Source organism: Pseudomonas sp. MD330_10 (assembly GCF_042610415.1).
Lineage (GTDB): Bacteria > Pseudomonadota > Gammaproteobacteria > Pseudomonadales > Pseudomonadaceae > Aquipseudomonas > Aquipseudomonas rhodesiae.
This window is the reverse complement of sequence record NZ_JBHGZU010000008.1, coordinates 20068-41409: the sequence shown is the minus strand read 5'-3', so window position 1 is coordinate 41409 and position 21342 is coordinate 20068. Positions and strand designations below refer to the sequence as shown.

Sequence of the window (21342 nt, the reverse complement as noted above, 5' to 3'; positions counted from 1 at the left end):
ACTGCCCCTTATGACGACGAGCCCGTACCTCCTGCCTGAACCCGCTGAAAACGATGAGCTGCAAGACTTGCGCAGCAGCGGCGCCGCCCAACGTGCGCTGGATTTCTACTTGAAAGAAGAGATGTCGACGCCGGTGGCGAACGAGGCGTTGTTCGCCATCAAAGCAGGTATCAGTCAGGAAGAAGCCTTGATACATGCCTCGGACCTGCTGCGCAGCGCGGCGGCCACTGCGTATGAATCCGCGAGCAACCACCAGGGTAATCAGCGGGACCTGGCGTTTTCAGTGGTGTATTTGATCGATATGGCGAAGGCGATGGTCGAGCGGTCGTTGCAGGTGCGCGAAGCGCAGGCGGACAGCTGATAGGCGCAAAGGAAAAATATTTCTATCCCACGGATAAAAACATTTGACTTGCAAATGATAATGATTATTATTGGACCCAGCTGATCGCGAGATCAGTCGATAGACCAAGAGACCTTAGGTCGGACTCTTGGAATATCTCCTCATCAGGCTAATCACGGTTTTTGACCCGGCTCTTTGGCCGGGTCTTTTTTTGCCAGTTTTCCTGGCATGGCTTCAGGCTAATGAAGACTGTGTGTTGCGTGATGGCGCGCATGGTAGCAAAAGACCATCGCCGAATGAAAGCCACCCAAAGGCTCTGGCTCAAATCTTTGGGAAATAGCGCTTGAGAATCAATCTCATAAATTCTAAGCTGCGGCGGCGTCAAGGATGATGCCCCCCTCCCTGCGCAACAATTTTGCATCCAGGCTTTACCGGACTCCTGTGTAATATAGCCGCCACAATACTCATAATCAGGCAACCAGACTATGACAGTGGCCTTGACCTCCATCAGAATCAGTACCGACTTCGACAGTGGCAATATCCAGGTGCTGGACGCCAGCGATGCCTATCAATTGCTGCTGGCGATCAAACCCGACACACGCAGCCAGCATTTCCAGTGGTTTCACTTCAAGGCCGAGGGTATGCATGTGGGCCATACCCACACCTTCCGCCTAAGCAATGCCGGGCGCTCTTCATATCCCCATGCCTGGAGCGGCTACAACGCCGTAGCCTCCTACGACCACGTCAACTGGTTCCGCGTGCCGACACGCTTCGATGGCGAAATCTTGCACATCAGCCTGGAGACTCGCGAGAAGCACGCCTGGTTCGCCTACTTCGAACCCTACAGCCGCGAACGTCATGACGGCTTGATCGAGCAGGCGCTCAAACACACCGGCACCCAATTGCTGGCCACCGGCAAGAGTGTCGAAGGCCGCGACATTCAGTTGCTGCGCCGGGGCAAAGGCGGCGAAGGACGACGCAACGTATGGATCATCGCCCAGCAACATCCGGGCGAACACATGGCCGAATGGTTTATGGAAGGGATCATCGAACGCTTGCAACAGGACGGCGATGCCGAGCTGAAAAAACTGCTGGCGGTGGCTGACCTGTACCTGGTGCCGAATATGAATCCAGACGGCGCCTTCCACGGGCACCTGCGTACCAACGCCATGGGCCAGGACCTCAACCGCGCGTGGCAGAGCGCAAGCCAGGACCTCAGCCCGGAAGTGCTGTTCGTGCAACAGCAGATGGGACAGTACGGCGTGGACCTGTTCCTGGATATCCACGGTGACGAAGAAATCCCCTATGTATTCGCCGCTGCCTGCGAAGGCAACCCAGGCTACACCCCGCGCATTGAAGCCCTGGAAAAGCACTTTCGCAGCCACCTCAGCGGCTTGACTCGTGACTTCCAGACCTCCCATGGCTACACCCGCGACCTGCCGGGCGAAGCCAACATGACGTTGGCCTGCAATGCGGTCGGCCAAAAGTACGATTGCCTGTCGCTGACCTTGGAAATGCCCTTCAAGGACAACAACGACGCGCCCAACCCGAAAACCGGCTGGTCGGGCGAGCGCTCGAAACAGCTAGGCAAGGATGTGCTGAGCAGCGTCGCCGATATCGTCGGCCTGTTGCGCTGACAGCAACGAACCCCGGCATCAGTCCTTGGTGCCGGTCATGCTCTGCAACACGCCATCGCGTCGGATCAGCCCATGAAACAACGCCGCCGCCAGGTGCACCAACACCGTGAGAAACAGCAGGTACGCCAGGTACCCATGGGCCTTACGCAGCAGCGCGAACAACGGTGCGTTCGCCTCCACTAACGCCGGCAGTCGTACGGAGCTGCTGAGCATCACCGGGTCGCCCGCCGCTGAAATCATCGCCCAACCCAGCAGCGGCAACGCCAGCATCAGACCATACAACATCAGGTGCGATGCCTTTGCCGCCAGCACTTGCCACTGCGGCAAGTCCTGGGGCAGAGGCGGTTGCTGCGTGGAAAAGCGCACCACCAGCCTGACGATAACCAGCGCCAGAATCGCAATACCCAACGGTTTATGCAGTTGGATCAGCCAGGCATGCCGCTCCGAGACCGAGGCCGCCAAGCCCGCGCCGATAAACAGCATGGCGATGACCATCAGCGCCATCAGCCAGTGCAGCAGGCGCGCCAAGGGAGCGAAGAATTGTGGAGAGGCCTTCATGGTTTCGACTCCTGTGGAGCATGGTGCAAGGGGCTGACCTCGCCGGCGCGGCGCAGGTAAGAACTGGCGTATGCCGCCGAGCGGGCCGCCAGCAAGGGGTCATTGGAGGCTTGGATACCGCTGGGCAGAATCAGCGGATCGAAGTTGATATCGCGGCAGTCACCGTCGGCCTGGGGCTGGCTGCTTTGCACCACCAGGGTACCGGCGTTCAGCACCGTATGGGGGCCGGGCCAGGGTTTGCTGGCATCGTCCAGCACGTCGCCGGGGTTGGCCAGGGTCATGTTCAACTGCCAGCGCAGCGGCCCGGCGGCCAGGCGCTGCACCAGGTCTTTCTCCAGGAAGTCCGCACCATCGACGGCGGTATCACCCACCGCGTCTTGGCTTTGGGGCACCACCGCCCAGCGCACGGCTTGACGCTTGCCCTCGGCGTTCACCAGATAAAACGCATTGATGCCGTTATAGGTTTCGGTCGCGTAACTGGCCGACGGTTTGGCGGTCTTGACCCATGTCAGGAACGGTGCGGCCTCCGGATGGGCGGCAAAAAACGCCGGCATGTTCGCTGGGTTCGGCTTGCCGGTGGCCGGGTCCGGCGCGCCCGCCTTGAGCAACTGATAGAACGCCTCGGGCGTGCCCACCGGGAACACCGGCATGCTGTTCATACCGGTGCGCCATTGCTGGCCGTTGGCCTGGCTGAACTGCACGGCAAAACTGCGGATCGGCACGCTGCTATCAGGCGCGTACGGGTTGCCGCTGGGCAAGGCGAAGCGGCCGATCAACGGGGTTTTGGTCTCGCTGAACACCTCGGCGCTGGAATAGGCGCGCGCCTCGGCAGAGCTTTGGAAGTAACCCGCCACGCACACGCCTTTGGCGTGGTTGCGCCGATAGCCAGGGTGCACGCCATTGTTGGTTTCCAGGGCATTGACCAAGGTTTTAGGCCGCAGCCGCTGTGGGTCGAGTGTGCCATTGACGTAGGCAAACGCCGCGGCCAAACCGGCCACCACAACACCGATGGCGGCAAGACGCGCCACCAGGCTTGCGGTACTCAAGGCAGGACGGGGCGGTGATGGGTGATCCAGCATAAAAACTCCAGGGCCGAGGGCCGCAGGGGGAAAGTGCTATGAGACGAAACCCACGCAGGCTTATTCCCACTTCACTGTAGTTTTTTTCAGCGTTACGACCTTACATACCGCGATTCAGAAAGCCCACGCACCTTGACCTGGTCATCCACCCGCCCCAGGTTCGAGCCGGCCATCTGCCGTCCAGCGTCCCAGGTCGCGGGTGCGGAACATCAGGTTGTCGCCGCCCAGGAACGGATCGGGGCGATATCGCTTTTGGGTCAACGCCGGGTTGTTCAAGTAGCCGGCCGTGACACCCACCCCTCCGGCCTACATTTCCCCAGGTTGGCCCAGCTCACAGGCGCGCCCCTTGTTCGTCGAGCACATACACCGTGTTGTTCGGAGTTGGCCGACCGATGGTCAGCAAGGCGCCAGGCTCATGCCGGTGCAAGGTATTGACGATGGTGGTTTCGGTGGGCCCACAACCGTTGTAGAACGTGCAGTGCGCCGCCCACTGATCGGCCAGGGCCTGTGTGCGAAAATCACTTGCTACGCCGCCAGCAAGTGCGTCAGTTCCGGCCGGAAGTAACATGCTTTGCCTGTCGGTGAATCCATCAACACGCCCTCTTCATTGCGGACGATCCTGTACCGGTAGCCACGAGGCTGGATTAAGGCGGGCGTGGGGCATTACAGGCCTGTGGGCTATCCAGAGAGGGCGCCCCCACAAGGGCAAGGTTTCTTTCAGGTAGGCATGGAATAACCTACGCGGGCGAACGTCTACTCTTACAACTGGCTAGACTGACCCACCATGCATGAACTCGACGAACCGCTACGCGAACTCCTGCCCCGGCTGCGGCGCTTTGCCGTGTCCCTGACGCGCAACACCAGCAGCGCCGACGATCTGGTGCAGGCCACCTTGGAGCGTGCAATCACCCGCTGGGGCGACAAACGCCCGGAAGGCGACCTGCGCGCATGGCTGTTCTCGATCCTCTACCGGCAGTTTCTTGATGCCCAGCGCCGTACCCGCCGTTATGCGCGCATGCTCGACTTCTTTACAGGACGCGAAGACGTGCAGCCCTCGGTCGAACGCACCGTGATGGCCCAGTCGACCCTGCAAGCCTTCGATCAATTGAACACCGAGCAACGCGCGCTGCTGCTGTGGGTGTCCGTGGAAGGTTTGAGCTACAAAGAAGTCGCCGAGATTCTCGACGTACCCCTCGGCACCGTGATGTCGCGGTTGTCACGGGCGCGCCAGGCCCTGCGTCAACTCAGCGATGGCGAAATTGCCAGCCCTTCTCTGCGGATACTCAAATGATCAGCCTGCCTCCCAACGAACATGACTTACATGCCTACGTCGATCATCAGCTTTGCGAGAATGACCGGCGTGCCCTGGACACCTGGCTGGCGACCCACCCGGAGGTGGCGGCCCAAGTGCAGGCCTGGCAACAGGACGCACACGCATTGCGCGCAGCCTTGGGCGGCGCCCTGCAACAGCCCGCCAACCCGCAGTTGGACCCCGCGCTGATCCGCCAGCGCGTCCGGCACAATACGCGTCGCCACTTGGCCACGGCAGCGCTGTTGCTGGTGGCGGTGAGCCTCGGCGGCTGGGGCGGCTGGCAGGCCCGCGAGGCGACTCAACCGCCGCTGCAACCCATGGCCGATGCCATGCAGGCGTTCCGCCTGTTCGCCCAGGATGGCATCCTGCCCGCCGACTACCGTGCTCAGGACAGCGGCACCATGCAAGCCTGGCTCGACCGGTACTTCCAACAGGCCCAGCGCTTGCCGGACTTGAGCCAGTCGGGCTTCACGCCGGTCAGCGGGCGTCTGCTCACCACCGATCAAGGCGCCGCTGCCATGGTGCTGTACCAGGACGCGCAGGGGCGGCGTATCAGTTTCTACATCCGCCCGCCGGGCCCGGACAACGGCTTCCTGCCCCGTGGCAGCCGCACCGCCGATGGGCTACAAGCGCAGTACTGGTCCGGTGGCGGCTATAACTACGCGGTGGTCAGCCCGGTGGATCACCCGGTGGCGCCGCTGCAAACCTTCTAGTCGTGGGGGTCATGCGTTTTCGAGATGGCCGATGCGCGCCTTCGCGATTGGTCAAAACGTGAAGAGCATCCTAAAGTGAGCGACCTTTGACCCACAGAGTGATCCGCAGTGGCCGTGCCGACTTTGATCCGTCGCCTGCTTGGTAAACAACGCGCGCCACGCAGCGACGCCTCCATCCCCGAGTTTTTTGCGCACAAAGCCCAACAGCAGGGCTACACCCTCAGCGCCGGGCAGACCCGAGCGATTGCCGCCATGGCCCGCGAGACCGGCCACCTGCTCGACGGCCAAGCCACCCGTGGCCTGTACCTGCACGGGCCGGTGGGGCGCGGTAAGAGCTGGCTGTTGGACGGTTTTTTTCAGGCGCTGCCGCTGGCCGAGAAACAGCGGGTGCATTTCCACGATTTCTTCGCGCGCCTGCACCGGGGCATGTTCCAGCACCGTGAACAGGATGATGCGCTGGGCGTGACCCTCGATGAGCTGTTGGCAGACTGCCGGGTGCTGTGCTTCGACGAGTTCCACGTCCACGATATCGGCGATGCCATGCTTATCAGCCGATTGTTCAAAGCCCTGTTCCAGCGCGGCATGCTGGTGCTGGTCACCTCAAACTACGCGCCCGAAGGACTGCTGCCCAACCCGCTGTACCACGAGCGCTTCAAGCCGGTGATCGATCTGATCGCCGCGCGCATGGACGTGCTGGAAGTCAGCTCGCCACAGGACTTTCGCAGCCTGCCCCAGGCCCATGCCACGCAGCGCTTTACCGCCGGCGTCTACCTGTGGCCAGGCACGGCCGCGCAGCGTGCGGCCCTCGGCCTGCCGGCGACCCAAGGCCCAGCGCAGCAGTTGCAGGTGGGCAATCGGCAACTGGTGTGTCGCCACCACCAAGCGCGCACCATCGTCTTCACCTTCGCCGATCTTTGCGAGCAACTGACGGCGGTGATGGACTACCTCTTGCTATGCGAGACGTTCGATCACTGGATCATCGACGGCCTGCCCCACCTGGCGCAGTGCCCGATTGCCGTACAACAACGCTTCATCAATCTGGTGGACGTGCTCTACGACCGCGACAAACGCCTGACCCTGATCGGCACCGAGCCTCTGGCCGACTGCCTGGCGGGCGAGGCTATCGACCTGGCCCGCACTGCCAGCCGCCTGAGCCAATTGCAACAGGTCGACCCGCAACCCGTGCCCGACCCGGTATCATGAGCGCCCTTTAAGCCCCCTTGCCGAGTGACCGCGCCGTTCATGACTACCCTCGCCCAACTCAAGGCCGGCCAATTGGCCGGTATCACGCGCCTGGATCTTTCCTGCGGGCTCACCGAGTTTCCTCGGGAAATCTTCGAACTGGCCGACACCCTGGAAATCCTCAACCTCAGCGGTAACGCCCTGAGCCGCTTGCCGGACGACCTGCATCGCCTGCCGCACCTGCGCGTGCTGTTCTGCTCGGACAACGCCTTCACCGAACTGCCGACCTGCCTGGGTCAGTGCGCGAAATTGAGCATGATCGGCTTCAAGGCCAACCGGATCAGCCAAGTGCCCGCCGCCGCCCTACCGCCGCAGCTGCGCTGGCTGATCCTCACCGACAACTGCATTCGCCAGTTGCCCGAGGCGTTGGGTGAACGGCCATTGCTGCAAAAGCTGATGCTGGCCGGCAATCAACTGGAGCAACTGCCACGCAGCTTGGCTCAGTGCCACAACCTGGAGCTGATCCGCATCGCCTCCAATCGCCTCACCCACCTGCCGGACTGGCTGCTGTCACTGCCAAGCCTGACCTGGCTGGCTTATGCCGGCAACCCAGTGGAAATGGCAGTGGAAGTCCAGGCAGACGACACCACGCCGGATATTCCCTGGGGCGAATTGGCATTGGCCGATGTCCTTGGCGAAGGGGCTTCCGGCGTGATCCACAAAGCCTTGTGGAAACCCCAGGCCCTGCCGGTGGCGGTCAAGCTCTACAAAGGCACGATTACCAGCGACGGTTCACCGCTGCACGAAATGCAGGCGTGCATCGCCGCCGGGCGGCATCCCAACCTGATCAAGGTGCAAGGTCGCGTGGTCGGCCACCCCGATGACCAGGCCGCCTTGGTGATGGACCTGATCGAGCCGAGCTACCGCAACCTGGCCGCCCTGCCCAGCCTGGCGTCCTGCACGCGCGATATCTACGCGCCCGACACCCGCTTCAGCGCCGATGTCGCACTGCGTATAGCCCGTGGCATGGCTTCGGTGGCGGCGCATTTACACCGTCACGGCATCACCCATGGCGACCTGTACGCTCACAATATTCTGTGGAACGCGACGGGCGATTGTTTGCTGGGGGACTTTGGCGCGGCGTCATTCCACGCCGTGGCGGACACCGTGGAAACCCGGGCATTGCAGCGCATCGAAGTGCGGGCCTTCGGGGTGTTGTTGGGGGAATTGTTGGAGCGGATCGAGGGGGAACCCGTAGATGCGGCACTGGTGGCGCTGCAGGCGCGCTGCTGTCAGCCGGACGTGCTGGCGCGGCCGGGGTTCGAAGAGATCGAGGCGTTGCTGCACGCCATCTGCAACTTTGACTAATTAAGGCAATGTCAGAGGGGCTTCAAAACAGCTCGGATAGAAAATTACTGGATCAAAATGTGGGAGGGGCGGTGCGACAGTCAGCCCCGCTTTCACTGACACACCGTAATCGGGGGCAAGTCGAATCGTCGCACCGCCCCTCCCACCTTGCTCAGCCGTCGATCAGCCCGCCAGGCCGACGAACATGTCCTGCACGTCGTCGTGGTTGTCCAAGCCTTCGAGGAAGGCTTCGACTTCAGCCATCTGCTCGTCGGTCAAACCACTCACCGGATTCTTCGAGATATAGCCCAGCTTGGCCGATAGCACGGTAAAGCCTTGCTCCGGCAGGGCTTTCTGCACGGCGTCGAGATCGGTGGTTTCGGTGATGAACAGGGTGGTGCCCTCTTCTTCGCCGTCCTCGAAATCCTGGGCGCCGGCTTCGATGGCGGCCATTTCAGGATCGGCGTCCGGGCTGTCCGGCGAGGCTTCGATCAAGCCGACGTGGTTGAAGTCCCAGGCTACCGAACCGGAAGCGCCCAGTTGGCCTTTGCGGAATGCCACGCGGATTTCCGCCACGGTGCGGTTGATGTTATCGGTCACACACTCGACGATCAGCGGCACCTGATGGGGCGCGAACCCTTCGTAGGTCACGCGGTGGTATTGCACGGTTTCGCCGAGCAGACCGGCGCCTTTCTTGATGGCGCGGTCCAGGGTTTCCTTGGGCATCGAGGCTTTTTTGGCCTGCTCCACCACCAGACGCAGGTGGGCGTTGGTCGCGGTGTCGGCACCGTTGCGCGCGGCGATGGTGATTTCTTTCACCAGCTTGCCGAAGATTTTGCCCTTGGCATTGGCTGCCGCTTCTTTATGTTTGACTTTCCACTGTGCGCCCATGACTCGCTCTCTTCTCGTCCATCGCGCCGAAACGTCTACTGGCCGGCGCTTTGGGGGCAGAGTTTATAGCGCGAGAACGCATCGTTCCACCAAAAAACCGTCACGGCGCCAGCTCGAAAAACGCTTGGATCAGGCGCAGGGAACGGCGTCGCTCCATGCAGCCGAGACTGTGCCGGTTCAGTAACCCCGCGCCGCGGATCGGCACCGCCCGCACCCGCGGGTCCTGGCTGACCTCCATCGACGACACCACGCCGACGCCCAATTGTGCGGCGACCGCCTCGGTCACCGCCTCACGGCTATCCAGCTCCAGCAGTACCTTGGGCTGCACAGCGGCGGCTTGGCAGGCGGCATCAAAGGTGCGGCGGGTGATCGAACTGGGCTCGCGCAGCACCATGATCACCTCATCGAGTTGCTTCAGCTCGATGCCGTTGGGCAGTTCCGTCCACGGGTGGTTGGACGGGACCAAGGCGCAGATATGCGATTCGCCCAAGGGCTGTAAATGCATGCCAGGGCGGGGTTCCACCTCGGTCAGCACCGCCACATCGGCATGCTCGGCCAACAGCGCGGCCAAGGTCTCCTGAGCATTGCCCAGCCGCAGGTTGACGGTGATGCCCGGGTACCGCGCGCGCAGGCTGGCGATCATCGGCATGACCAGGTGCGGACCGTCCGCCGCCACTTCCAGGCGCCCGCTGAGTAACTGGCGATTGGCTTCGAGCAGGGCCTGGGCCTCGTCCACCAGACCGAAGATCGCCCGGGTGATCGCCGCCAGCCGCGCGCCCTCCTCGGTCAACTCGACCCGCCGCGCCGTACGGCGCAACAGCGGAATCTGATAGTGCTCCTCCAGGGCCTTGATATGCCCGGTTACCGCTGGCTGGCTGATAAACAGCCGCGCCGCCGCACGGGTAAAACTGCCCTCGCGGGCCACGGCATCGAATGCACGCAGTTGAAACAGGTTCATGCTTATCGGCCTCGCTGATAGCTCGCATAACAATAAACAATTTGATTGATATCACGCCAAACCGCAACGTAAGCGCCGTAGATTCAACCCAACGCTGAAGAGAACCCACGATGCTCCTTACCGCGCCGATGCTGTTGACCCCAGGCCCCCTGACCACGTCTGCCCGCACCCGCCAGGCCATGCTGGTGGACTGGGGTTCCTGGGATGAGCGCTTCAACCAACTCACCGCCAGCGTCCGCGCGCAGTTGCTGGCAATCATTCATGGCGCCGACAGCCACCACTGCGTGCCCTTGCAGGGCAGCGGCACCTTCGCCGTCGAGGCAGCAATCGGCACTTTGGTGCCACGGGATGGCAAGGTGCTGGTGCTGGTCAACGGCGCCTACGGCAAACGCCTGGCGAAGATATGCGAAGTGCTCGGCCGTGCATTCAGCACCTTTGCAACCGCCGAGGACGAACCCACCACCGCCGCCGATGTGGACCGCCTGCTGCACGCCGATCCGTCGATTAGCCATGTCGCGCTGATCCATTGCGAAACCAGCACCGGCATTCTCAACCCGCTGCCGGCCATCGCCCAGGTGGTAAAAAGCCACGGCAAGCGCTTGATCGTCGACGCCATGAGTTCCTTCGGTGCGCTGCCGATCGATGCCCGCGAAGTGCCGTTCCACGCGCTGATAGCGGCCTCAGGCAAGTGCCTGGAAGGCGTGCCGGGCATGGGTTTTGTCTTTGTCGATAAACAGGCGCTGGCCACTGCTCAAGGCAACTGCCACTCCCTGGCGATGGACCTTTTCGAGCAGCACCGTTACATGGCCGAAACCGGCCAATGGCGCTTCACCCCGCCCACCCATGTGGTGGCGGCCCTGCACGAAGCGCTGCTGCAATACCACGAAGAAGGCGGTCTGCCCGCGCGCCATCAGCGCTACGCGCACAATTGTCAGACGCTGCTTGAGGGCATGGCCGAACTGGGCCTGCGCAGCTTTCTACCGGCGGCGATCCAAGCACCGATCATCGTCACCTTCCACGCCCCGCAACACTCGCGCTACCAGTTCAAGGAGTTCTACGAACGGGTCAAGGCCAAGGGTTTCATCCTCTACCCCGGCAAATTGACCCAGGTGGAAACCTTTCGCGTCGGCTGCATCGGCCATGTCGACGCTACCGACATGCGCGCCGCCGTAACCACCATCGCCCAGGTATTGCGCGCCATGGACATCCCTCTTCTCTCTGCGTCTGGAGTACCCGCATGAACTATCAAAACCCCACCAAACTCCAGGCCGCGATCCTGGATTGGGCCGGCACCGTGGTCGACTTCGGCTCCTTCGCGCCCACGCAGATTTTTGTCGAGGCCTTCGCCGAGTTCGGCGTGCAGGTGTCCATCGACGAAGCCCGTGGTCCGATGGGCATGGGCAAGTGGGACCATATCCGCACCCTGTGCAATCAGCCGCAGGTGGCCGAGCGCTACCGCCAAGCATTCGGGCGCACGCCCACCGATGACGACGTGACGGCCATTTACAAGCGCTTTATGCCCCTGCAGATCGAGAAGATCGCCGAGCATTCGGCGCTGATCCCCGGCGCGCTCGACACCATCGCCACACTGCGTGCCCAGAACATCAAGATCGGCTCCTGCTCCGGCTACCCCAAGCAGGTGATGGACAAAGTGGTCGCCCTGGCCGCGCGCAACGGCTACGTCGCCGACCATGTGGTCGCCACTGACGAAGTACCCAATGGCCGTCCATGGCCCGCCCAGGCCCTGGCGAATGTGATCGCCCTGGGCATTGACGACGTGGCAGCGTGCGTAAAAGTCGACGACACCGTACCGGGCATCCTCGAAGGCCGCCGCGCCGGCATGTGGACCGTGGCGCTGACCTGCTCCGGCAATGCGCTGGGGCTGACCTATGCGCAATTTCGCGCCCTCGACGCCGCCACGCTGGCCAGCGAACGCAGGCGAATCGAAGCGATGTTCGAAGGCTCGCGGCCCCACTACCTGATCAACACTATTAACGACCTGCCGGCGGTCATCGTCGACATCAACCAACGCCTGGCCCGCGGTGAAATGCCGCAAAGCCACTGATTGAGGTCAAAACAACGCTGTCGTAGCGGACAAATCCTTGGAAACAGGCATACAGTAGAAATACTTCGTCACAAAAGAACGAAGGCATGCCCTGACCAATGAGGATCCCAGCGATGCCGTGGAAAAATTCCGATACGCGCTACAGCACCATGTCGATTGCGCTGCACTGGTTGATGGTGGTGCTGCTGGCGGTGGTTTACGCCTGCATTGAGCTACGCGGGCAGTTCCCCAAGGGCAGCGGCGCACGCACGTTGATCGTGGAAATGCACTTTATGTTCGGCCTTACCGTGTTCGTGCTGGTGTGGCTGCGCCTGTTCGCCCGGAGCCTGGGGGTCGCGCCAAAGATCATCCCCACCCCGCCGCCATGGCAGAGCCTGCTGGCCACACTGATGCACTGGGCGCTGTACGCCTTGATGATCGGCATGCCGATTGCCGGTTGGCTGATCGTCAGCGCCGAAGGGCATTCAGTGATGTTCTATGGTCTTGAGCTGCCACCGCTGATCGCTGAAAACAAGGCGTTGGCCAAAGAGATCGAAGGTTGGCATGTGCTGTTCGGCAAAATCGGCTACTGGCTGATCGGCCTGCATGCGCTGGCGGGAATCGTGCACCACTATGTGATTCGCGATAACACCGCGCTGCGGATGATGCCGGGTAAGCGCGCTAACCTGTGAACCCGCGACGGCCCTGCAAGCCACCGGTGTGCACAAAGATCAGACGCGTGCCGGGCGAGAACCGCCCGGCCTCGATCTGCTGCTTCAACGCCAACAGCGCCTTGCCGGTATAGAGCGGCTCCAACGGCAGGCCAGTGGCGCGTTCGGTGGTTTGCATAAAGTCGAGCAATGCCGCGTCGACCTTGGCGAACCCACCGCGGCTGGCCTCCAGCAATTCGTAGCCACCGGCCACAATCGCCCCCACATTCTGGGCCACGCCGTGATCATCCGGCACCGCCATCGCACCGTACACCGGGTGCGCGCCCGCTTCCGCCAGGGCCAAACCTGCCAGGGTCGTCCCCGTGCCGGCGGCCAGCCACCAAGCGTCGTAAGCGTCCCAACCCAGCTTGCTCAATTGCCCACGGACCTGTTCCACCAGCACCGCGCAACCCAGCGCACCGGCAAGCCCGCCGCCGCCTTCGGGCACCGGATACAACTGCGGGTATTGCTCACGCCACGGCAGCCAGAAGTCCGCCCCGTGGCGCGCGCGATAGCCGGCGTAGCCCAGCCAATGCAGGTGCATGCCAAAGGCTTTCAGGTCGAGGACGGTGGGGGTGTCTTGAGGATGGCCGCGCAACAGGCCGACAGTGGCGAAACCAAAGCGCTCACCCGCTGCCGCCAAGGCATGCAAATGGTTGGAGTAAGCCCCGCCCAGGCTGATGATGCCACGGGCACCGGCCTGTTCTGCCTGCCTCAAATGCTCGGTGAGTTTGAACCACTTGTTGCCGCTGATTAGGGGGTCTATACGGTCCAGGCGCAGCACAGCCAGCTCGATGCCGTTCAGCCAATCGAGGTGCAATGGTTCAAGGGGAGCGATGGGAAGCCAATCGAAGGGGCCCATGGGGGTGGATCTGCCTGGCAAACGGGGCGGTAGTCTAGCACCGCCCCGCTCAGGGCCTTACAGCTCGGCGGCGAGGCGCGAACCTTGGTTGATCGCGCGCTTGGCGTCCAGCTCGGCCGCCACGTCTGCGCCGCCGATCAGGTGCACGTTCTGCCCGGCGGCGACCAGGCCGTCCTGCAAGTCGCGCAGCGGGTCCTGACCGGCGCAGATGACGATGTTGTCCACCGCCAGCAACTGCGGCTCGCCCTCGGCGCCGATACGGATATGCAGGCCTTGGTCATCGATCTTCAGGTACTCGACGCTGTTAAGCATCTGCACCTGCTTGTTCTTCAAGCCGGTGCGGTGGATCCAACCAGTGGTCTTGCCCAGGCCATCGCCGACCTTGGAAGCCTTGCGTTGCAGCAGGAACACTTCTCGCGCCGGCGCATGGGGCTGGGGCTTGATACCGGCCACACCGCCACGGGCCTGCAGTTGGGTGTCGATGCCCCATTCCTTCCAGAACGCCTCACGGTCCAGGCTGGTGGACACGCCCTGATGCACTAGGAACTCCGATACGTCGAAGCCAATGCCGCCGGCGCCGATCACCGCCACGCGCTGGCCGACCGGCTGGCGTTCGAGGATCACGTCCAGGTAGCTCAGCACCTTGGGGTTGTCGATCCCTGGGATGGCCGGGGTGCGCGGCGCAATGCCGGTGGCCAGGATGATTTCGTCATAGCCGCCGGCCGCCAGTTGCGCCACGTCCACGCGAGTATTGAGGCACACCTCGACATGGGTGGTCTGCAATTTGCGTTTGAAGTAGCGCAGGGTTTCGAAGAATTCTTCTTTGCCCGGTACGCGTTTGGCGATATTGAACTGACCGCCGATCTCGCTGGCGGCATCGAACAGGGTCACTTGGTGCCCACGCTCGGCGGCCACCGTCGCCGCCGCCAGACCGGCGGGGCCGGCACCGACCACGGCAATTTTCTTGATCTGTTTGACCGGCAGGTAGTTAAGCTCGGTTTCGTAGCACGCACGGGGGTTGACCAGGCAGGTGGTCAGCTTGCCGCCGAAGGTGTGATCCAGGCACGCCTGGTTGCAGCCGATGCAGGTGTTGATCTCATCGGCACGCCCGGCGGCCGCCTTGTTGACGAACTCGGGGTCGGCAAGAAACGGCCGCGCCATCGACACCATGTCGGCATCGCCTTCGGCGAGGATGCGCTCGGCAATCTCCGGGGTATTGATGCGGTTGGTGGTGATCAGCGGGATCTGTACCGCACCGCGCAACTTGGCGGTGACTTTGCTGAACGCGCCACGCGGCACTTTAGTGGCAATGGTCGGGATGCGTGCTTCGTGCCAGCCGATACCGGTGTTGATGATGGTCGCACCGGCCTGCTCGATGGCCTTGGCCAGTTGCACGATTTCTTCCCAGGTGCTGCCACCTTCCACCAGGTCGAGCATCGACAGGCGGAAGATAATAATGAAATTCGGCCCCACCGCTTCGCGCACACGACGCACGATTTCCACGGCCAGGCGCATGCGGTTCTCGTAGCTGCCGCCCCAACGGTCGGTGCGGTGGTTGGTGTGCGCGGCGAGGAACTGGTTAATGAAGTAGCCTTCAGAGCCCATGATTTCTACACCGTCGTACTCGGCGACCTGAGCCAGCCGCGAGCAAGTGACGAAATCCTGGATCTGTTTTTCGATGCCTTCCTCGTCCAACTCCTTGGGCTTGAACGGGTTGATCGGCGCCTGGATCGCGCTCGGTGCCACTTGCTTGGGGCTGTAGGCATACCGCCCGGCGTGGAGGATCTGCATGCAGATCTTACCGCCCGCCGCATGCACCGCTTGGGTCACGATTTTGTGCTTCTGGGCTTCTTCCTCGGTGGTCAACTTGGCCGCGCCGGCGTACACACCACCCTCATCGTTGGGGCCAATACCGCCAGTGACCATCAAACCCACGCCACCCCGAGCGCGCTCGGCGAAATAGGCGGCCATGCGCTCGAAACCGCCGGGTTTTTCTTCCAGGCCGGTGTGCATCGACCCCATCAGGGTACGGTTGCGCAAAGTGGTAAAGCCCAGGTCCAACGGGGCCAGCAGGTGCGGGTAAGCAACGGCGGTCATGGTACAGCTCCACGGCAGGTCATCACGGGACGTGGCCGGCTCGAATGGCCAACCATCGGTTTATGCCCCACAGACTAAGAGGCGGTTACCGACTGCTCAATGACTGAAACTGACAAGTTATTGATCCAAATGTACAGCGCCCCTTGGCAAGCCAAGGCATGGGCCCTACCCTAGACGCCGAACCCAGCACCCGGTCTGTTGTCTGTTGCCCATGCGTAAACTTCTAGCGTTCACCGTTACCCTGGCCCTGGTTGCCGCCGTCACCGCGTATCTGGTCTGGACCCAGGAGCGCCCTGTGGCGCATTACCTGTCGGACCTGCGCATCACCCTGGCCGTCAACGAAGGCGTACCAGCCGACCGAGGCAACCTGCTAGGCATCCAGCCTGAGTTGTTCCCCGCCGACTACCAGAGCCTGGAACGCCTGCACCTGAAACTCGCCGCGTATCTGCAAAACGCCCGCGACCAAGGCCTGATCAACGAAAAGACCATTGTGGTGCTGCCCGAACACATCGGCACCTGGCTGATGCTCACCGGCGAAAAGAACGAGGTCTATCAAGCGCTGCACCTCAAGGAGGCGATGAACTGGCTGTCGATCAGCAACCCGGTGCAGTTCGTGCGCGCCTGGATCAGCGCCACCGGCGCCGACCGCATGGACGACGCCTATCTACGCATGAAAGCGCCCGCCATGGCTCGCGACTATCAGGTACTGTTCGGCGGGCTGGCCAAAGAGTTCGGCGTGACCCTGGTGGCCGGCTCCATCGCCCTGCCCAACCCGAGCATCAGCCAACGGCAACTGCAGATCGGCCACGGCGCCCTGTACAACGCCAGCGTGGTATTCGCTGCGGACGGCTTGCCCATCGGCGATCCCCAGCGCCAGCTCTACCCGATCTACGACGAGCGCGAATTTATCCAGCCCGGCGATGAAAACGTGGTTAGCGTGGTGGATACGCCAGCCGGTCGATTGGGCGTGTTAGTGGGCAGCGACAGCTGGTACCCGGATAACTACCGCAAGCTCAACGAAAACGGTGCCCATCTGATCGCCGTACCGGCGCTGGTCACAGGCCGTGACACCTGGGACCGGCCATGGCGCGGCTTCAAGAGCGTTTCCACGCCGCCGGAAGTCAGCCTCAAGCCCGAGGAACTCAGTGAGGGCGAGGCTTGGCGTCGACTCACGTTGATCAGCCAGCAACCCGTCAGCCAGGCCAGCGCCGGCATGAGCGTGTTTCTACGCGGGCAGTTCTGGGACCTGGGCACTGCGGGGCACAGCTTCCTCAGCAGCAACGGCCAGATCAGCGCCGATGGCGACGCCCGTGGCGCGCGCATGCTGAATATCTGGCTGTAACGCCGTGAAACCAGTGCGCCTGGGGGACTTGTCGGTGGGCTTCGTGCACACCTTGGCCGACGCGGTGCACAGCCATGGCCTGGACCCGCAACCCCTGCTGCTGCAATACGGCCTCGACCCGGCGCGGTTGGCCGAAGCCGGCGCGCGCTTATCTATACCCCGCTATATGCGTCTGGGCCACGCCGCCATACAGCTCACGGGCGACCCTGCCCTGGGCCTGCGCATGGGCCAGCTCAGCCGTCTGAGCCAGGCTGGACTCGCCGGTGTCACCGCCGCGCAAGCGCCCACCGTACGCGAGGCCGCACGCACGCTGACGCGCTTTGAACCGCTGTACGGCTCCAACTACCGGGGGCAATCGAGCTTTCACGAGGACGCCCAAGGCGCTTGGCTGCGCTTCTATTCCATCAGCCCATATAACGCCTACAACCGCTTTGTGGTCGACTCGATCATCGCTGGCTGGCTGCATCAAATGTCCAGCCTGGCCCAGCAACCGGTGCAGGCCCAGCGGATCGAGATCGAATTTCAAGCCCCCGACTACAGCGAACGCTATAGCCTGCTGGGCGATAGCCCTGTGCATTTCGGTGCTGACCTGAACCAACTGCGTCTGAGCCAAGCCACCCTGGCCTTGCGCAACCCGCAACATTGCCCAAGTACCTGGCACCTGTTGCTGCAATTGTGCGAACGGGAGTTGGAGCAGTTGACCCGCACTCGCAGCCTGAGCGAGCGAATTACCCGTTTGCTCGGGCCGATGCTCAATGGCGGACGGGAACCCGACCTGGAAGAAGTGGCGGCACGCTTGAAGCTGCCGACCTGGACCCTGCGACGCAAACTGACGGAAGAAGGCACCCAGTTTCGCGCGATTCTCAATGACACCCGCCGCGACCTGGCCATGACCTATATCCGCGATACGGAACTGGCCTTCGGCGAAATCGCCTACTTGCTCGGGTTTGCCTCAGCCCAGGCCTTTCAACGCGCGTTCAGGCGATGGAACAACCAGACCCCAGGGGAGTTTCGCCGCAGTCAGCGGCATTCCGCCTGAGGTCGGTGTTACAGCTCGGTGGCATCGTCGGCCGGATCCAAAGGGTCCAGTTCAAACGCCTGATACTCCAACAGCTCTTCTTGATAATCGTCCATGGTGTGCTCCCTGTTTTGGATGAGAAAAGCCGGCGTAGAGCGGCCTTAGCAAATGACCCGAATAGTCAGCCTAAAGTGCCGTGATGACGAAAAAAAGTCAGCGCCATGACGTTTCTGCACTTGAGGATTAAACGTAGCAGCAGGTCGGTGATTTAGCCCAGGGAGGCAGTGGAGGCACTCGCCGCTACGGGATCAGCGTCGATCCCGTAGCGTGTTGATTACTGTGCAGGCGTAGGCAGCGGGGGAATGGCTTCTGTCGGCGCGGGCAGGTCGGGATTGGTCGGCGCGGGAGCAGGCGTAGGTTCTGGCGCGGGGGCTGCTTCGGGCGCCGCCTGAGGCGCAATCGGCGCGGGTTCTGCCGGTGGAGCGAGCGGTTGCGAGGCGGCAGGCACAGCAGGCTGATCCTTGGGAGCCTCGACTTTCTCGGCGGCCGGTTCGGTTTTAGGCTCCGGCACCCCCAGTTCAGCCTTCGGCTTCTCCGGAATATGCTCGGCCTTCTTCACTTCCTGGGGCAGGAACACGTCCACCAGCGCAAAGTAGCGCTCATAGAACTTGGGCGCGGACACCGTTTCACTGGCGACCTTGACCATGGAGTCATCGGTGGAGCCGATCGGCATCGACACCGAACCCAGCACCCCCACTCCCAGGCTCGCCGAGTTGTTGACCTTCTTCAGCGCGTAGCGGTCCTGCAAGGCGTTGGCAAACATCGTTGAATGTTTCTTGCCTTTGCCGTCGTCGGCACACACCACGTTGAAACTGATCTGCAAATGGGTTTCGCCACTCTGCTGGAAGCTCTTGTTGCCCACCACCAGTTTTGGGTCGCTGCTGGTGATGATGTAGCCCTGGCTCAGCAACGCACGCCGTGCGGCTTCGCACGCCGCCACATCGCTGACCGGGTAGTCCCGGGAAAAGGTGCCGGAATCGTCGAAGTTCTCATGTTCATAAATAGCGGTCTTGGGTGACGAGCAGCCCGCGGCGCCCGCCAACACCAACGCCAACCCGAGGCTGCGCAAGTGAAATGATGTCGACATTGATAATCCTGAGGAAAACGATCTGGGCGGTATTGTGCAACAGAACGAGGGGCAGGCGCGCGTATTCCTGTCGGTAAAACGTCACAGGTTGACTACGCCCCCCTGAACGAACGCCCACGAAAAAGCCCCCGGACTTTTCAGGCCGGGGGCTTCTTGTTCAAGCCGGCATCAATATTTCTTGATGTCAGCCTTGGTTTCCAACTGTTTACGGTAAGCCGCGAAGTCCTGTTGACCGACACGGGAAGCGAGGAAGCGGCGGTACTGCGCCTTTTCTTCGTCCGATGGAGCGGCGGCTTCGTTGACACCGTTCAACCGCACGATCATCAGGCTACCATCGGCCAGGGTCACGGTGGTGAAGGTCGGCTTGTCCTTGGACGCAGGTTTTGGCATGCGGAACAAGGCTTGCAGCACGGCAGGATCAATCCCTTCCTGGCCACGGGTAGCCGCTTCGGTAACTTTCCACGCCTGACCGTCAATCGGCTGGTTCAGCGGGGTCTTGCCATCACGCAGACTGGCAATCAGCTCGTCGGCATGGGTCTTGGCCGCCGCGCTGGCGCGCTCCTTGGTCATCTGTGCACGGATTGCCGTGGCAACGCTCTCCAGCGGCAATTGCGCTGGTTTGCGGTGCTCCTTGGCACGCAGCACGATGATGGTTTCAGGGTCCAGCTCGATGGCGCTACTGTTAGCGCCTTCATCCAGCACTTCCGGGCTGAATGCGGCGGTCACCACTGCCCTGTTAGCCGCGACCCCTTCACCGCCGTCACGGCCAAATGGCGCCGAGGTGTGCACAGTGAGCTTGAGGTCAGACGCCGGCTGAGTCAGGTCGGACGCTTCGAATGCCGCATCCTCCAACTGCTTGGTGGCTTCGACGAAACGCTGCTCGACCTGCTGAGTCTTCAGCTCGCGGGTCAGCTTGTCCTTCAAGCTGGCGAAAGTCGGCACTTCAGGTGCTTCAACCCCCAGCAGCTTGATCAAGTGCCAGCCAAAGGTGGTGCGCACCGGTACCGAGACCTGGTCTTTGTTCAAAGCGTACAGGGCGGTTTCGAAATCCGGATCGTAAACGCCAGGGCCGGCGAAACCGAGGTCGCCGCCGTTGCTGGCCGAACCAGGGTCCTGGGAGAACTCCTTGGCCAAGGCTTCGAACTTCTCACCTTTGGCCAGGCGTGCCTGGATTTCTTCGATCTTCGCTTTCGCCTGAGCGTCGGTGACCTTGTCGTTGACTTCAATCAGGATATGCGCGGCACGACGCTGTTCAGCGAGGTTGGCGATTTCCTTTTGATAAGCCGCCTGCAGCTCATCGTCCTTGACGTTGACCTGATCAAAGAAGGACGACTTCTTCAACTCGAGATAATCGATGACCACTTGGTCAGGGGTCATGAACTCTTTGGCGTGCTGATCGTAGTAGGCCTTGACCTCCTCGTCGGTCAGCTTCACCGCTGCAGGATTGGCCTTGATGTTGACGGTGGCGAAATCGCGGGTCTGTTTCTCCAGACGGGCAAAAGCCAGCACCTCGGCGTCGGTTACGAAACCACTGCCGGCGATACCTGCGCGAACCTGGCCGATAAGCATTTCTTGCGTCAGCATCTGACGGAATTGCAAACGGGTATAGCCCAGCTGACGAATCACCTGATCAAATCGTTCTGGACTGAATTTGCCATCCACCTGGAATTCCGGTGTCTGCAGGATCACCTGATCCAGTGCGGCTTCAGAGAAGCCAAACTTGGAATCGGCGGCACCTTGCAGCAGCAGCTTGCGATCGATAAGGCCCTTGAGGGCCGCCTCGCGCAGCAGTTTTTCGTCCAGCAGCGAAGCATCGAAATCTTTGCCCAGCTGTTGCATCAGCTGGCGCCGTTGCATGTCGACGGCCTGGCTCAGTTCGGTCTGGGTGATGGTTTCACCGTTGACCTTGGCCACGTCCTGCTTGGTGTTGGTCGAAGCCTGGAAAATCGCTTCGATACCGGTGAACGCCATCAATGCGACGATGATCCCGATAATGGTCTTGGCAATCCAGCCTTGTGAATTGTCCCTGATATTTTGCAGCATGCGTCCCCCAGAAACGGTTGAACTTCAAAAATTGGCAACCGTGGAGCGTGGGTAGAGTCCGG

General features: G+C 61.9%; 19 protein-coding genes and 1 pseudogene. 11 read left to right on the top strand and 9 right to left on the bottom strand.

All coding sequences use genetic code 11. From position 1 onward, the window contains the following. Positions 1 to 10 precede the first annotated feature (10 nt). Both ACFZPT_RS14835 and ACFZPT_RS14830 read left to right on the top strand, forming a co-directional pair. A complete protein-coding gene (locus tag ACFZPT_RS14835; RefSeq protein WP_034098818.1) occupies positions 11 to 361 on the top strand; it encodes a DUF6124 family protein in 351 nt (116 codons plus the stop codon). A gap of 464 nt (positions 362 to 825) precedes the next feature. After that, on the top strand, positions 826 to 1977 hold the full coding sequence (locus ACFZPT_RS14830; protein WP_034114247.1) for a M14-type cytosolic carboxypeptidase: 1152 nt from the start codon (positions 826 to 828) through the stop codon (positions 1975 to 1977). An 18-nt stretch (positions 1978 to 1995) separates the two neighbouring features. Here the strand turns inward: ACFZPT_RS14830 and ACFZPT_RS14825 are convergent, their stop codons facing one another. The 3 genes and pseudogenes from ACFZPT_RS14825 to ACFZPT_RS14815 form a co-directional block, all read right to left on the bottom strand. Beyond that, entirely contained in the window at positions 1996 to 2535 is a 540-nt protein-coding gene (locus ACFZPT_RS14825; protein WP_034098823.1) for a cytochrome b, read from the bottom strand. Continuing rightward, positions 2532 to 3614 carry a catalase family peroxidase gene (locus ACFZPT_RS14820; protein ID WP_034114249.1) on the bottom strand — a complete coding sequence of 361 codons (1083 nt, stop codon included), beginning with the start codon at positions 3612 to 3614 and terminating at the stop codon, positions 2532 to 2534. The genes ACFZPT_RS14825 and ACFZPT_RS14820 overlap by 4 nt, the downstream gene beginning before the upstream one ends. Positions 3615 to 3736: 122 nt before the next feature. Then, positions 3737 to 4122, bottom strand: a pseudogene (locus ACFZPT_RS14815) (AMP-binding protein); the annotation flags it as partial. Between the two features lie 276 nt (positions 4123 to 4398). Between ACFZPT_RS14815 and ACFZPT_RS14810 the strand changes: the two are divergent. The 4 genes from ACFZPT_RS14810 to ACFZPT_RS14795 all read left to right on the top strand — a co-directional run bounded on the left by ACFZPT_RS14810 (position 4399) and on the right by ACFZPT_RS14795 (position 8189). Continuing rightward, positions 4399 to 4905 (top strand): sigma-70 family RNA polymerase sigma factor, encoded by a 507-nt coding sequence (locus ACFZPT_RS14810; protein WP_034114253.1) that lies wholly within the window; start codon positions 4399 to 4401, stop codon positions 4903 to 4905. Continuing rightward, the gene (locus tag ACFZPT_RS14805) at positions 4902 to 5639 is read left to right on the top strand and encodes an anti-sigma factor (RefSeq protein WP_034098830.1); all 738 of its coding nucleotides are present in this window, start codon (positions 4902 to 4904) and stop codon (positions 5637 to 5639) included. Before ACFZPT_RS14810 ends, ACFZPT_RS14805 begins: the two co-directional genes overlap by 4 nt. Before the next feature lie 108 nt (positions 5640 to 5747). After that, a complete protein-coding gene (zapE, locus tag ACFZPT_RS14800; RefSeq protein WP_034114255.1) occupies positions 5748 to 6842 on the top strand; it encodes a cell division protein ZapE in 1095 nt (364 codons plus the stop codon). Positions 6843 to 6881: 39 nt separating this feature from the next. Next, positions 6882 to 8189: a protein kinase gene (locus ACFZPT_RS14795; RefSeq protein WP_034114341.1), complete on the top strand. Its 1308-nt coding sequence runs from the start codon at positions 6882 to 6884 to the stop codon at positions 8187 to 8189. 162 nt (positions 8190 to 8351) lie between these two features. On the opposite strand, the gene ACFZPT_RS14790 is transcribed toward ACFZPT_RS14795, so the two are convergent. Both ACFZPT_RS14790 and ACFZPT_RS14785 read right to left on the bottom strand, forming a co-directional pair. Beyond that, a complete protein-coding gene (locus tag ACFZPT_RS14790; protein ID WP_034098834.1) occupies positions 8352 to 9059 on the bottom strand; it encodes a YebC/PmpR family DNA-binding transcriptional regulator in 708 nt (235 codons plus the stop codon). A 100-nt stretch (positions 9060 to 9159) separates the two neighbouring features. Beyond that, on the bottom strand, positions 9160 to 10017 hold the full coding sequence (locus ACFZPT_RS14785; protein ID WP_047882689.1) for a LysR substrate-binding domain-containing protein: 858 nt from the start codon (positions 10015 to 10017) through the stop codon (positions 9160 to 9162). 110 nt (positions 10018 to 10127) lie between these two features. Here ACFZPT_RS14785 and ACFZPT_RS14780 point away from each other — a divergent pair, with 110 nt between their 5' ends. The 3 genes from ACFZPT_RS14780 (at position 10128) to ACFZPT_RS14770 (ending at position 12753) form a co-directional block, all read left to right on the top strand. Continuing rightward, positions 10128 to 11258: a 2-aminoethylphosphonate--pyruvate transaminase gene (locus tag ACFZPT_RS14780; RefSeq protein ID WP_034114259.1), complete on the top strand. Its 1131-nt coding sequence runs from the start codon at positions 10128 to 10130 to the stop codon at positions 11256 to 11258. Continuing rightward, positions 11255 to 12082 carry a phosphonoacetaldehyde hydrolase gene (gene phnX / locus ACFZPT_RS14775; RefSeq protein ID WP_034114260.1) on the top strand — a complete coding sequence of 276 codons (828 nt, stop codon included), beginning with the start codon at positions 11255 to 11257 and terminating at the stop codon, positions 12080 to 12082. The genes ACFZPT_RS14780 and phnX overlap by 4 nt, the downstream gene beginning before the upstream one ends. Before the next feature lie 113 nt (positions 12083 to 12195). After that, positions 12196 to 12753, top strand: a complete 558-nt coding sequence (locus ACFZPT_RS14770; RefSeq protein ID WP_034098839.1) for a cytochrome b — start codon at positions 12196 to 12198, stop codon at positions 12751 to 12753. On the opposite strand, the gene ACFZPT_RS14765 is transcribed toward ACFZPT_RS14770, so the two are convergent. Both ACFZPT_RS14765 and ACFZPT_RS14760 read right to left on the bottom strand, forming a co-directional pair. After that, a complete protein-coding gene (locus tag ACFZPT_RS14765) occupies positions 12743 to 13633 on the bottom strand; it encodes a 1-aminocyclopropane-1-carboxylate deaminase/D-cysteine desulfhydrase (protein ID WP_034114261.1) in 891 nt (296 codons plus the stop codon). The genes ACFZPT_RS14770 and ACFZPT_RS14765 overlap by 11 nt on opposite strands. A 57-nt stretch (positions 13634 to 13690) precedes the next feature. Continuing rightward, positions 13691 to 15730 (bottom strand): NADPH-dependent 2,4-dienoyl-CoA reductase, encoded by a 2040-nt coding sequence (locus ACFZPT_RS14760; protein ID WP_034114262.1) that lies wholly within the window; start codon positions 15728 to 15730, stop codon positions 13691 to 13693. A gap of 211 nt (positions 15731 to 15941) precedes the next feature. Here ACFZPT_RS14760 and ACFZPT_RS14755 point away from each other — a divergent pair, with 211 nt between their 5' ends. Both ACFZPT_RS14755 and ACFZPT_RS14750 read left to right on the top strand, forming a co-directional pair. Continuing rightward, the gene (locus tag ACFZPT_RS14755) at positions 15942 to 17072 is read left to right on the top strand and encodes a carbon-nitrogen hydrolase family protein (protein ID WP_034114264.1); all 1131 of its coding nucleotides are present in this window, start codon (positions 15942 to 15944) and stop codon (positions 17070 to 17072) included. A 4-nt stretch (positions 17073 to 17076) separates the two neighbouring features. Next, a complete protein-coding gene (locus tag ACFZPT_RS14750; protein WP_034114266.1) occupies positions 17077 to 18111 on the top strand; it encodes an AraC family transcriptional regulator in 1035 nt (344 codons plus the stop codon). A 313-nt stretch (positions 18112 to 18424) separates the two neighbouring features. On the opposite strand, the gene ACFZPT_RS14745 is transcribed toward ACFZPT_RS14750, so the two are convergent. Together ACFZPT_RS14745 and ACFZPT_RS14740 are read right to left on the bottom strand one after the other, a co-directional pair. Continuing rightward, complete coding sequence (locus tag ACFZPT_RS14745) at positions 18425 to 19237, bottom strand: DUF2242 domain-containing protein (protein WP_034098847.1); 813 nt, start codon at positions 19235 to 19237, stop codon at positions 18425 to 18427. Positions 19238 to 19405: 168 nt separating this feature from the next. Beyond that, positions 19406 to 21280 (bottom strand): SurA N-terminal domain-containing protein, encoded by a 1875-nt coding sequence (locus tag ACFZPT_RS14740; protein ID WP_034114268.1) that lies wholly within the window; start codon positions 21278 to 21280, stop codon positions 19406 to 19408. Positions 21281 to 21342: the final 62 nt, after the last annotated feature.